The sequence below is a fragment of the Shewanella sp. A22 genome, assembly GCF_053850585.1.
In genome coordinates this window covers 1-12,518 of sequence record NZ_JBSQBN010000132.1, presented here as the reverse complement: position 1 = coordinate 12,518, position 12,518 = coordinate 1, and the positions used below count along the sequence as shown (strand labels likewise).

The 12,518-nt window shown below is 39.6% G+C and carries 11 protein-coding genes; 8 read left to right on the top strand and 3 right to left on the bottom strand.

Annotated elements, in window-relative coordinates; all coding sequences use genetic code 11:
- The first annotated feature begins 234 nt into the window (after positions 1-234).
- From ACWXWT_RS17650 to glnS, 6 genes are all read left to right on the top strand, one after another.
- A complete protein-coding gene (locus ACWXWT_RS17650) occupies positions 235-2,064 on the top strand; it encodes a DUF885 domain-containing protein (protein WP_456042888.1) in 1,830 nt (609 codons plus the stop codon).
- 96 nt (positions 2,065-2,160) lie between these two features.
- Complete coding sequence (locus tag ACWXWT_RS17645) at positions 2,161-2,439, top strand: peptidylprolyl isomerase (RefSeq protein WP_456042887.1); 279 nt, start codon at positions 2,161-2,163, stop codon at positions 2,437-2,439.
- 62 nt (positions 2,440-2,501) lie between these two features.
- Positions 2,502-3,038, top strand: coding sequence for a GNAT family N-acetyltransferase (locus ACWXWT_RS17640; protein WP_456042886.1), 537 nt, complete (start codon positions 2,502-2,504; stop codon positions 3,036-3,038).
- Between the two features lie 196 nt (positions 3,039-3,234).
- Complete coding sequence (locus ACWXWT_RS17635; RefSeq protein WP_456042885.1) at positions 3,235-3,474, top strand: FeoA family protein; 240 nt, start codon at positions 3,235-3,237, stop codon at positions 3,472-3,474.
- A complete protein-coding gene (gene feoB / locus ACWXWT_RS17630) occupies positions 3,467-5,785 on the top strand; it encodes a Fe(2+) transporter permease subunit FeoB (protein WP_456042884.1) in 2,319 nt (772 codons plus the stop codon). Before ACWXWT_RS17635 ends, feoB begins: the two co-directional genes overlap by 8 nt.
- 159 nt (positions 5,786-5,944) lie before the next feature.
- Positions 5,945-7,615 (top strand): glutamine--tRNA ligase, encoded by a 1,671-nt coding sequence (glnS, locus tag ACWXWT_RS17625; RefSeq protein ID WP_456042883.1) that lies wholly within the window; start codon positions 5,945-5,947, stop codon positions 7,613-7,615.
- 74 nt (positions 7,616-7,689) lie between these two features.
- Here the strand turns inward: glnS and ACWXWT_RS17620 are convergent, their stop codons facing one another.
- Positions 7,690-8,286 (bottom strand): Yip1 family protein, encoded by a 597-nt coding sequence (locus tag ACWXWT_RS17620; RefSeq protein ID WP_456042882.1) that lies wholly within the window; start codon positions 8,284-8,286, stop codon positions 7,690-7,692.
- A gap of 354 nt (positions 8,287-8,640) precedes the next feature.
- On the opposite strand from ACWXWT_RS17620, the gene miaE reads away from it, so the two are divergent.
- On the top strand, positions 8,641-9,408 hold the full coding sequence (miaE, locus tag ACWXWT_RS17615; RefSeq protein WP_456042881.1) for a tRNA isopentenyl-2-thiomethyl-A-37 hydroxylase MiaE: 768 nt from the start codon (positions 8,641-8,643) through the stop codon (positions 9,406-9,408).
- A 52-nt stretch (positions 9,409-9,460) separates the two neighbouring features.
- On the opposite strand, the gene ACWXWT_RS17610 is transcribed toward miaE, so the two are convergent.
- Together ACWXWT_RS17610 and ACWXWT_RS17605 are read right to left on the bottom strand one after the other, a co-directional pair.
- The gene (locus ACWXWT_RS17610) at positions 9,461-10,186 is read right to left on the bottom strand and encodes a UDP-2,3-diacylglucosamine diphosphatase (protein WP_456042880.1); all 726 of its coding nucleotides are present in this window, start codon (positions 10,184-10,186) and stop codon (positions 9,461-9,463) included.
- A 2-nt stretch (positions 10,187-10,188) separates the two neighbouring features.
- Positions 10,189-10,683 carry a peptidylprolyl isomerase gene (locus ACWXWT_RS17605; RefSeq protein WP_456042879.1) on the bottom strand — a complete coding sequence of 165 codons (495 nt, stop codon included), beginning with the start codon at positions 10,681-10,683 and terminating at the stop codon, positions 10,189-10,191.
- A gap of 143 nt (positions 10,684-10,826) precedes the next feature.
- Between ACWXWT_RS17605 and cysS the strand changes: the two genes are divergently transcribed.
- Positions 10,827-12,206, top strand: coding sequence for a cysteine--tRNA ligase (gene cysS, locus ACWXWT_RS17600; RefSeq protein WP_456042878.1), 1,380 nt, complete (start codon positions 10,827-10,829; stop codon positions 12,204-12,206).
- Positions 12,207-12,518: the final 312 nt, after the last annotated feature.

Sequence of the window (12,518 nt, the reverse complement as noted above, 5' to 3'; positions counted from 1 at the left end):
ATGCTGGAGGTAGAGTAACGCAGGAGCTTGTTACCGAGGATCACTATTCGCTTCAATCATCTGCCTTGCCTACAGCACTTTGAACTCCCGCTGAAAGATCACATATTTAATAGGATTGGTATTAAATGATCCTCATTAGAATAATTGTTACTTTGTGTGTTTTTTAAGAAGTTTTGTTCCATGTATAGCAAGCCAAAGATACAATGAAGAAATTGGTATTAAGGGATAATAAAAATGAATAAAACATTATTGGCGCTAAGTGTGTCGTTACTATTGGCTGTTCAGGGGTGTTCAGAAGACTCAACGGTTTCTTCTGTATCAAAAGCGCCTCTAGAGTCTAGCTCTGCTGAAATATCTCAATCTGCTTCAGAACAATATCTAGCGATGGTGGATCGCTTTTTTGATGATCAATTAAAGCTTGAACCTATTTATGCCACCTTTGTTGGTGTTAATGATTATAACGACCAATTCGGTGGTGCGTTAAGTGAAGAGTACTTAAAAGCCCGTCATGATTTAAATAGCGACTATTTTAGCCAAGCTAAGTCTATTGATGTTGATAAGCTTCCTGCGGCTCTTAAACTAAGTTATGACATGTTCATTTACGATCGTAACATGGAGCTCATTGGCGAAACGTATCCTGAGCATTTTTTGCCTATTAATCAATTTTACAGCACTGTATTTACTATGGTCCAGTTAGGTAGTGGTGAGAGTGCTCAACCCTTTAAAACGGTAAAGGATTATGAGAACTGGTCGCTAAGATTACGTGGTTTCATCAATTGGATGAAACTCGCCCAGCAACGAATGGATGAAGGTATTGCCAGTAAAGTTGTGTTACCTCGAGTACTGGTAGAACGGATTATTCCTCAATTAGATGCTCAACTTGTGACTGATGCCAAAAGTAGCCTTTTTTATTCACCCATTAATTTATTACCTGAAAGCTTTACTACAGAACAAAAAGCAACATTAACGACTGAGTATACCCAACTTATCAATACAGAATTGCTGCCTGCTATGACTCAGTTACGTGATTATGTAAAAAATGTTTATTTGCCAAACGCCCGTGCTTCAGACGGTTGGTGGGGGTTACCTAACGGTAAAGATTGGTATCAACATTTGGCAAATAGCCATACTACCACTACGTTACCTGTAGATAAGATCCATCAGATAGGCTTGTCTGAAGTGGCGCATATTTTATCTGAAATGGATAAGGTTAGAGAGCAGGTTGGTTTTAAAGGTGATTTAAGCGCTTTTTTTGACTCTTTGTCTTCAGAACCACAATACTTTTTTACAGACAAAGAGGATTTGATTGCTGGTTATATGACAATTAAAGATCATATTAATCAGGTGTTATCACAGTATTTTAATATAATGCCCAAAGCGGATTACATTGTAAAACCTGTCGAAAGTTTCCGCGAAAAATCGGCCGCTGGTGCATCTTACGAATCGCCTGCTGTTGATGGTTCTCGCCCTGGCATTTTTTATATTAATACATACAACCTTAAAGCCCAACCTAAATGGGGAATGACAACGCTTTCGTTACACGAAGCATCACCAGGTCATCATTTTCAGATTGCTATTAAGCAAGAGTTGACTGACGTTCCTCAATTTCAGCGCTTCCAGGGTTATACCGCATTTGAAGAAGGTTGGGCCTTATATTCTGAATACTTAGGAATTGAAATGGGCGTTTTTAGTGATCCATATCAATACTTTGGTAAATTATCTGATGAAATGCTAAGAGCAATGCGTTTAGTTGTTGATACCGGTCTTCACGCCAAAGGTTGGAGCCGTGAACAAGCTATCCAATACATGAAAGACAATTCACCCATGGCTGAGTCTGATATTATTGCCGAAGTTGAACGTTATATGGCTATTCCAGGCCAAGCCTTATCATATAAAGTTGGCCAGCTGACTATTTTAAGATTACGTGCCGATGCTGAAAAAGCATTAGGTGAAAAATTTGATCTTAAAGGTTTTCATGACCAATTGTTAACGTCTGGTTCGTTACCTATGGCGGTAATGGAAAACAAAATTGCTGATTGGATCAAGACTGAATCAACAAAATAAATGACCCACAAATGTGGTGACTTTGTTGTGTCATCACTTTGTCATTATGTTAGTGTTACTTTTTTCATTTGATATTACATTTTTAGGAGCAATATTATGGTACAAGCAACTGCTAGACACTTACTCGTAAGTACTCAAGAACAATGCGAATCACTTAAGCAGCAGATAGAAGCTGGCGCTGATTTTGCTGAGATAGCCAAAGCTAATTCTTCTTGTCCGTCAGGTGCACAAGGTGGCGAATTGGGTTCTTTTGGACCAGGCATGATGGTTAAAGAGTTCGACGAAGTGGTGTTTAGTGCGCCGTTAAATGTTGTTCAAGGACCGGTAAAGACTCAATTTGGATTCCATTTACTTGAAGTCACTAGTCGCGGTTAGTACGTTTGATTATATAATGAATGGCAGCTTAGGCTGCCATTTTTATTAATGGATAAAAGTTCATGGACATACAGATTTATACTGAACGCTTAGTATTACGTAACTTACAGCAACATGATTGGCTAGACTTTCTTCGCTTACATCTTGATGACGGTATTAATCAATATATTCGAAGTATTGAATCTGAATCGGATATTGTGGCTAAATTTGAACAGCGTAAAGCTCTCTGGCAGTTTGAATCTTGTGATTGGTTGTCTCTCGTTATTGAACGGATTGATACCAACGAATTTGTCGGGCTCATTGGTTTTAGATGTGATGATGCTGAATTGAGACGAGCTGAAGTGGGTTATATTATTGCTCCTGAACAACAAGGAATGGGGTTTGCAACTGAAAGTCTACAAGCTGTAACTGATTGGGGGGCTTTACAATTTAGAATGCATAAATATATTGGTATTTGTGCTCAACAGAATACGGCTTCGCGAATGGTTCTCGAAAAGGTTGGTTTTGTGCTTGAGGGAACATTAAGACAAAATTGTTATATTTATGGTGTTTGGTTAGATGATTGTTACTTGGGATTGTTGACTGATCAAAGAATATAATTATTTGTACGCCCTATGTTTCAAACTAAAAATAATTCTTCATTGTGCTGTATTCTAATGGGCTTTTGTCACATAATACGTAATACAACTGAAAACTATTCTCGTTAACGGGTGAAACTTTGATCTAGATTTGAGTTTAACTTAGGTAGTTCAGATAAAATTTTCACGTATTTAATGTTGTTGAAGGTAGTGTTGCATGAAGCTGAGTGAACTTAAACCGGGTGATCAGGCGATTATCTCTGAAATCGGTCAATTAACGTTACCGCAAACTGTCAAACGTAAATTGTTATCAATGGGTATTACTCCTAACACTCATTTTCATTTTATACGTCGTGCACCTATGGGATCAGGGGTTGAGTTGGATTTACGTGGCAGTAAATTATGTATGCGTTGTGATTTAGCCGATATTATCGAGGTAGTTCTAAAAAATGACTAAACAATTTCACTGTGTCACCGTGGGCAATCCCAATGCAGGTAAATCGACTCTTTTTAATGCGCTCACTGGTGCAAGCCAGCAAGTTGGCAATTGGTCGGGTGTTACCGTAGAAAAGAAAACCGGTAAGTTGAGCTATTCTGATACAGATATTTTTCTCACCGATCTTCCCGGTATTTATGATTTACTGCCTGCTGGTAATAGTTGTGATTGTTCATTAGATGAACAAATTGCTCAGGCATACCTTTCAAATCAACAAGTGGATGCCATCATCAATTTAGTTGATGCCACAAACGTTGAGCGCCACCTGTATTTAACAACGCAATTGCGTGAGTTAGGCATTCCAATTATTGTGGTTATTAACAAAATTGATGCAGCCAAAAAACTCGGGATTAGCATAAACGTTGACGATATGTCGGCACGCTTAGGCTGCCCTGTTGTTGCTATTTGCTCACGCAAGCAAGCTGATGTTGAAAAGTTGCAGGCCGAATTAGTGTCATTATTGAAAAAAGGTGACTCTAACTCTACTTCATCATTGTTGTTGAAATATCATGCTGATATTGAAGCGAGTGTGACCGCGCTGCAGATGCAAAATGATAACCAAGGCCTTATAGAGTTAAGCCGAGGGCAAGCACTTGCCATATTAGCGAATAGTCATGGAAATGGGTGTGGAACGAGTGAAGTACAATTACACGATACGGTAAAGCAATGTACCCAAAGGGTAGAACAAGCTGGTGAAGATATCGATATTATGATCGCCACAACCCGTTACGATTTTGTGCAACAGATATTTGAAGCGTCAGTTAATCAAGGTAAGCATATTAGCGCCACAGATAAGCTTGATAAATTGGTGTTGCATCCAATATTGGGTATCCCTATTTTCTTGTTTGTTATGTACCTAATGTTTCTATTTAGTATCAACGTAGGTAACTCTTTTATCGATTTCTTCGATATTACTGCGGGTGCCATTTTTGTTGACCATTTCGGTGCATTATTATCTTCTGTGGGTTCGCCAGATTGGTTAGTAACAATTTTAGCTGGTGGTGTTGGTCAAGGCATTCAGACTGTAGCAACATTTATTCCGGTAGTAGCGGCATTGTTTTTAGCGTTATCAGTGCTCGAAGCATCAGGTTATATGGCTCGTGCTGCATTTGTTGTAGATGGGTTAATGCGACGTATTGGCTTGCCAGGAAAAGCCTTTGTGCCGATGATTGTTGGTTTTGGTTGTTCTGTTCCAGCGATTATGGCAACAAGAACGTTAGGCAGTGAGCGTGAACGTATTGTTACCGGCATGATGGCTCCGTTTATGTCTTGTAGTGCACGTTTGCCGGTTTATGCGTTATTTGCTGCGGCATTCTTCCCACACTCCGGCCAAAATTTGGTATTTCTACTGTACATTATTGGTATTTTTGCTGCGATAGGCACTGGTTTATTGTTACGTAAAACACTATTGCCCGGAACAAGCAGTGCCGTGGTAATGGAATTGCCAAGTTATGAAATGCCTAAGTCTAAAGCTGTATTCTCTCGTACAATCAAGCGTACTAAGAGTTTTATTTGGGGCGCGGGTAAAACAATTGTGATTGTAGTGACACTGCTTAACTTTGTTAACGCCATTGGTACAGACGGCTCCTTTGGCCATGAAGATAGTGAAGCGTCATTACTCAGTGTTGCCAGTCAGCAAATCACACCACTGTTTAGCCCCATGGGGATTGAACAAGATAACTGGGCGGCAACGGTAGGTATTATTACCGGTATTTTTGCCAAAGAAGCCGTGGTTGGGACGCTAAATAGTTTATATAGCGATGGTGGTGGAGATGATGAAGAATTAGTGTCTATTTGGGACAGTGTTAAAATAGGTTTAGCGACTATTCCGTCAAACTTACTCGGTATCGAACCTGGAGATCCGTTGTCAATCGCCATTGCTGGCATCACAGATTTAGACGAAGCAGCAATGGAATTAGCTGTTGATACCTCAACGTTTAGTGCACTTCAAACAGGTTTTAAAAGTCAGATCGCTGCATTTGCATATTTGTTATTCATCTTGCTTTACACCCCTTGTGTTGCAGCAATGGGAGCTTTAGTTAATGAGTTTGGTGCTAAATGGGCGCGTTTTGCTGCTATTTGGACCTTCTCGCTGGCTTATGGTTCGGCTACGGTTGTCTATCAAGGTGCTACGTTTACTCAACACCCAGTCCAGTCGGCGAGTTGGATTGCTTTCTTTATTGCTGCTTTAATTGTTTTTTATATTTGGCTTAGTAAAAAAGGACGTAAAGCGCAACAAATTATTCCAGGAATACGTATCGTTACGGAATAGTTAGCTGCAAAAATGTCATATTTATACAATAAACCCAGCTTTGCTGGGTTTATTTGCTTTTTATGGTTAACTTTTTCGGTCTCACTAGTTGTAACTACTTAAGATCTGTAGGATCATCTATTTTTATTCATATTGCCATTGTGCGCCAAGAGGAACTCCATGAGTCATGTGGACACCGAAGTACGTCCAAGTAACTTCATTCGTAATATCATAGACGAAGACCTAAAAAGCGGTAAGCACAGCCAAGTACATACTCGTTTTCCACCAGAACCAAACGGGTATTTACATATTGGCCATGCTAAATCTATTTGCTTAAATTTTGGTATTGCAAAAGATTACCAAGGTCAGTGTAACTTACGTTTTGATGATACAAACCCTGAAAAAGAAGACATCAATTATGTTAAGTCTATTCAGGACGACGTGCGTTGGTTAGGCTTTGAATGGTCTGGCGATATTCGTTATTCATCTAATTACTTTGACCAATTACATCAATACGCTATTGAGTTAATCACGAAAGGGCTTGCCTACGTTTGTTTTTTAAATGGAGAACAAACAAGAGAGTATCGTGGTACGTTAAAAGAGCCAGGAAAAGACAGCCCATATCGTGACACAAGCATTGAAGAAAACCTCGTACTGTTTGAGAAAATGCGCCAAGGTGAATTCAAAGAAGGTGAGTGTGCGCTGCGTGCAAAAATTGATATGGCTTCGCCTTTTATGTGTATGCGCGACCCTATTATTTACCGTGTACGTTTTGCTCATCATCATCAAACTGGTGATAAATGGTGCATCTATCCAATGTATGATTTTACCCATTGTATTTCTGATGCAATTGAAAAAATTACTCATTCAATTTGTACTTTAGAGTTTCAAGATAATCGCCGTCTTTACGATTGGGTGTTAGATCATTTAGATGATTTTCATGCGCCAGATCGTCCACATCAATATGAATTTTCACGTTTAAATCTTGAATATACCTTGATGTCTAAGCGTAAGCTGAATGATTTGGTCGTGCGTAAACTGGTCTCTGGCTGGGACGACCCAAGGATGCCTACAATTGCAGGTTTACGACGCCGTGGTTATACTCCAGCATCTATCCGTGAATTTTGTTTACGGATTGGTGTCACTAAACAAGACAACCTAATTGAAGTGGGTATGTTAGACGCTTGCATCCGTGAAGAGCTTAACGAGCATGCTCCACGTGCCATGGCAGTATTAAGACCCATTAAAGTGGTTATTGAAAATTATCCAAACCCTGAGTCAGAAGCCATTATTGCTCCTGCCCATCCCAATAATGAGTCAATGGGAACTCGTGAACTTTCATTTGGGCGTGAGCTGTTTATTGACGTTGAAGATTTTAAAGAAGAAGCAAATAAGCACTTTAAACGCTTGGTGTTAGGTAAAGAAGTTCGTTTACGTAATGCTTATGTCATCAAGGCTGAACGTTGTGATAAAGACGTTGATGGAAATGTTACAACGGTCTATTGCACCTATGATGCAGATACTTTAGGTAAAAATCCTGCTGATGGCCGTAAAGTTAAAGGTGTTATCCATTGGGTTGACTCTGCAACAGCCCAACCTGCTGAGTTTCGTTTATATGATAGGCTCTTTACCAGTGAAAACCCTGCGGCGTTTGAAACCGTTGATGAAGTGCTGAATCCAAATTCACTGACTGTGGTTAATGGATTCGTTGAACCTAGTATGGCTAATGCTCCAGCAGAAAAAGCCTACCAGTTTGAGCGCGAAGGTTATTATTGTGCAGACAGTAAAGATTCAAGTGCTGAACATTTAGTATTTAACTTAACAGTTCCGTTAAGAGATACCTTTGCTTAACCAATTGTTTTTATTGTAAAAAAGGCGCTTAATGCGCCTTTTTATATGCTTTCCAATAATCAATAATCAAGCAATTATTGCATCATTGGGCCTAAGCCAATACTCCATAAAATGACACTGCTCGCCATTAGGGCCACTAGTAAAACAAGTCCGGCCGTAACCACGGAACTTGCATAAATAAAGCCTTTTTCCTCGGGAATATTCATAATAATCGGTACTCCTGCATATAGCAGGTAAACCGAATAGGCTAGGCCAATTAATCCAACGATCATAATGAACCAGAGTACAGGGTAAAGTGCGGCTAAACCGACCATAAATAAAGGGGTTGCCGTATAGGACGCTAGTTCTAATGCTTGGGTGTAGGTTGGGTCAGCATCAAATGTTCTACCCATCCAAAAGGCTAAATAAGCCAGTGCTAAAACGCCAATGATTAAACCAAAATACATTCCAATTGACATAAATAGTGCGCTTTGAGATGTCAGGAATAGAGGCTCTCCGGCTCCTGGATGCCAACCTATATGTGCCGTTGCTATATAAGCACATATGGCGGGTATAAGTGCAATAAGCAATACATGACTCAAACTGCTTTTTAGCGCTTCATGATTTTTTTCAATAGTGTGCCACTCTTGTTTCGGATGAGTGTAAAGCCCCATTAAGTGATTTAGTACCATTATAGTTATCCTTGTTTAGCATTTTTGACCTAGCTCGCCAAACGACAGACGAACTGACTACAGCTTTTTATCAATCGCCTTAATCAGTCCACATCACTTATCAACATAGGATTGTGTTGGCATCACACATTGCAAATTGCCAGTTTTTACGTTGTTAAGTTATGACTTTACCCCAATGTAAAATCATTATTTAAGGTGATCAATTGCATCTGTTACAAAATAGTTAAAATAAGATGCTTGGCTTATTTATTGAACATAAATAGACTTTCGTCAAGTTGTATTACGTTTTAGGCTTCAGAAAAGTCCACTCTCTAGGTAAAATAACTGGAGATTTTTGAAAGGATTGTGTATTCCATGCAGCAACTACTTGTTCCTATTTATGACTTTTTAGGTTGTGAGACCCCAGAACGTTGGGTCGAAAAAGCAAAGCAACCTGAACTGTTACCCACATTGTTAATTGACCATTGCAATTGCGAACTTAAAGCTGCGCAAACAGCTATGTTAATGATCCGCAAATATGCAATTGATAAAAGTAGTTCAAATTTATTAAAGGTTTGGGCGAAGCCTTACGAGGATTTTGTTTATCAGCAAGACCGTAATGTTGAAGCGTTTTTGGCCCGAGACAGTAAAAAGAATGATTTCGCCAGTGAGCTCATTGCCAATAGCAACTTAGTCAATAGTACTGACTTAATGAATAAAATGGTGCGTCTCATTAAAGAAGAGTTTCATCATTTTGAGCAGGTTTTACAAATAATGACTGCGCGAGGAATTGATTACAATAATATTCGCGCAGGCAGTTATGCTAAGCAATTAATCGCTCATGTTCGTACACACGAACCAGCTGCTTTAATTGATAAGTTAATTATTGGTGCATTTATTGAGGCTCGTTCATGTGAGCGTTTTTTTAAACTTGCGCCACATTTAGATGAGGAACTGGCCAAATTTTATACTTCATTACTCCGTTCTGAAGCCCGGCATTTTCAAGATTACTTGGTGCTTGCACAGGATATAACTGGTAATGATATAAGTGATCGCATTGATTATTTTCGCAAAAAAGAAAAGGCGTTAATTTTAGCAGAAGAAGACGAGTTTCGTTTCCACAGTGGCACACCATCACAATAATTAAGGATTACGCGACAGCAATAAAGCCCGATTGTGATACCGTTACGTATGTTTAGGTTGTTTCACAAAAGGGTAATGTGACTAATTTGCAACCATTCTCATTCACGTTTAACACACTGCCTTGGGTATACCAATCTCCAACAACAACACGTTGTGTTTGAGGTGTTAACTGATGAATAGCAGGACGATGAGTATGACCGTGGATCATTCTTTGGCAGCCAGTATTGGCCAGTAGTGCAGTGACGGAACTATCTTCAACATCCATAACTTCATAGCGTTTTTGTTGATTGCCTTGCATGCTTTTTTGACGAATTTTAGCAGCAATTTTTAAGCGGGTACTTTTTGGTAGATGAGCGTAAATCCAACGGACAAGCCCAATACTTCGAAAACGTCTGAATCGCTGATAGGCATGATCAAGTGTGCATAGGCTATCACCGTGCAAAATTACAGTATTAACCCCATACAAGTTGATACAATAAACCTCAGGTAATATCTGCATACCTGCTCGTTGGCAAAATAGTTTGCCAACCATAAAATCACGATTGCCATGAATAAAGTAAACTGGAATTTTGCTCGATACGGTTTTGATTGCTTCAGCAATAGCAACACTGAAGGGTTGTGCAATATCATCACCCATCCATACTTCAAATAGATCGCCAATAATATACAGTGCTTCAGCATTTTCTAAGCCTTGGCTTAGAAAATGTGTAAAAGCTTGGGTGATATCGGGGCGATCGGCACTTAAGTGTAAATCGCCCACAAAGACAGTTCTTTTCAAAATTATGCTTTAACGCTAACGCTTTCAATCACAATAGCTTCTAATGGCACATCTTGATGCATACCACGATTGCCAGTGGCGACATTCTTGATTTTTTCAATAATGTCTAAACCTTCAACGACTTCACCAAACACACAGTAACCCCATCCTTGAGAAGTTTCTGATTTAAAATCAAGGAAAGTATTGTCATTTACGTTAATGAAGAACTGTGCTGTTGCAGAATGCGGATCTGATGTTCGCGCCATAGCAACAGTACCTTTGCGGTTGGATAAACCATTATTCGCTTCGTTTTTGATTGACGCTTTAACATTTTTTTGACTCATGTCTTCAGTAAAGCCGCCACCTTGGATCATAAAGCCGTCAATAACACGATGGAAAATAGTACCGTCAAAAAAACCATCTTCAACATATTGCATAAAGTTAGCGGCAGTAATCGGCGCTTTGTCTTCATTTAACTGCAAAGTAATATCACCAAAATTGGTATGTAAAGTAATCATGTTGTCTCACTTGAAAAAAATAATTTGCGCGATTCTAACTTATCTTAACTGCGGCTTAAAGTGCAGTATTCAAAACAGGTGACATCATGTTAGACTCAGCGTAAATATTTCCTGTTATAAATTAGTGTAAAAGAGAACAATCGATGTTGAAGATTTACAATAGTATTAGCCGTGAGAAACAAGAGTTTAAACCAATAAATCCAGGTAAAATCGGAATGTACGTCTGTGGCGTGACCATTTACGATTTATGTCATATTGGTCACGGGCGTACTTTTGTTTCGTTTGACATGATAGTGCGTTATTTACGTTACGTAGGCTACGAAGTAAATTTTCAGCGCAACATTACCGATGTAGATGATAAAATTATCAAACGCGCGGCTGAAAACAACGAATCTTGTGAGTCGCTAACTGAGCGTTTGATCGCCGAAATGCACCAAGATTTTGATGCCTTGAACATGAAACGTCCAGATTTTGAGCCTCGAGCAACGTTACATATTGAAGAAATTATCGATATGGTTCAGCGTCTGCTTGACCGTGGTCATGCTTATGTTGCCAGTAATGGCGATGTACTATTTAGTGTTGCATCATTCCCCGAGTATGGAAAGCTATCAGGCCAAAACCTTGATCAACTGCAAGCCGGTGCTCGTGTTGAAATCGATAATGCTAAACACAATCCTATGGATTTTGTGTTATGGAAAATGTCCAAACCCGGTGAGCCTACTTGGGAATCGCCTTGGGGGCCTGGCCGTCCTGGTTGGCATATTGAGTGTTCAGCAATGAATAGCAAGCACTTAGGTATTCATTTTGATATTCATGGTGGTGGATCTGACTTGCAGTTCCCGCATCATGAAAATGAAATTGCTCAGTCTTGCTGTGCCCACGATACACCTTATGTGAATTATTGGATGCACACTGGAATGGTAATGGTTGACCGTGAAAAGATGTCTAAATCGTTAGACAATTTCTTTACCATCCGTGATGTGCTTGAGCATTATGATCCAGAAACCGTACGTTATTTCTTATTATCAGGCCATTACCGTAGTCAGTTAAACTATTCTGAAGATAATTTAAAGCAAGCTCGTGCAGCATTAGAGCGTTTATATACAGCACTTAAAGATTTAGATTTAACCGTAGCAGCCGCTCCCGCCGACACATTTGTTGCAAAATTTAAGTCGGCAATGGATGACGACTTTAATACACCCGAAGCCTATTCTGTTTTATTTGAGATGGTGCGTGAAATTAATCGTCTTAAAGTAACCGATATGGCTGCAGCATCGGCATTGGGTGTCAGTTTAAAGCAGTTAGCAGATGTGCTTGGCCTTATCAGCCAAACGCCAGAAGCTTTCTTTAAAGGTGAGGGCAGTGACGATGAAGTGGCAGAAATTGAAGCACTTATCGTTGAACGTAACCGTGCCCGTACGGAAAAAGACTGGCCTGCTGCGGATGTTGCTCGCGATCGTTTAAATGCGTTAGGGGTTGTATTAGAAGATGGCCCAAGTGGAACAACTTGGCGTAAAAAGTAATTAATCCGTTCCTTAACAAAAAGCCTGCAATTGCAGGCTTTTTGTTATTGGATCGATATCATTTTTGAACTGCGATTTTATACTAATCCTTATTAGAATATGATCTATTTTAGGCTGCATCACTAAGCCCAAAACAATGAAAATGACTGTAGGTGTAGTCTTCTACATCAAAGTCATTTGAAGCAGTAATACCAATCCTATTAAATATGTGATCTTTCAGCGGGAGTTCAAAGTGCTGTAGGCAAGGCAGATGATTGAAGCGAATAGTGATCCTCGGTAACAAGCTCCTGCGTTACTCTACCTCCAGTATCT

Bases quoted from the DNA above. Each gene is read 5' to 3' on its own strand.
- ACWXWT_RS17640 (WP_456042886.1), top strand. From the start codon at position 2,502: ATGGACATACAGATTTATACTGAACGCTTAGTATTACGTAACTTACAG.
- ACWXWT_RS17645 (WP_456042887.1), top strand. From the start codon at position 2,161: ATGGTACAAGCAACTGCTAGACACTTACTCGTAAGTACTCAAGAACAA.
- glnS (WP_456042883.1), top strand. From the start codon at position 5,945: ATGAGTCATGTGGACACCGAAGTACGTCCAAGTAACTTCATTCGTAAT.
- feoB (WP_456042884.1), top strand. From the start codon at position 3,467: ATGACTAAACAATTTCACTGTGTCACCGTGGGCAATCCCAATGCAGGT.
- ACWXWT_RS17620 (WP_456042882.1), bottom strand. From the start codon at position 8,286: ATGGTACTAAATCACTTAATGGGGCTTTACACTCATCCGAAACAAGAG.
- miaE (WP_456042881.1), top strand. From the start codon at position 8,641: ATGCAGCAACTACTTGTTCCTATTTATGACTTTTTAGGTTGTGAGACC.
- ACWXWT_RS17605 (WP_456042879.1), bottom strand. From the start codon at position 10,683: ATGATTACTTTACATACCAATTTTGGTGATATTACTTTGCAGTTAAAT.
- ACWXWT_RS17650 (WP_456042888.1), top strand. From the start codon at position 235: ATGAATAAAACATTATTGGCGCTAAGTGTGTCGTTACTATTGGCTGTT.
- cysS (WP_456042878.1), top strand. From the start codon at position 10,827: ATGTTGAAGATTTACAATAGTATTAGCCGTGAGAAACAAGAGTTTAAA.
- ACWXWT_RS17635 (WP_456042885.1), top strand. From the start codon at position 3,235: ATGAAGCTGAGTGAACTTAAACCGGGTGATCAGGCGATTATCTCTGAA.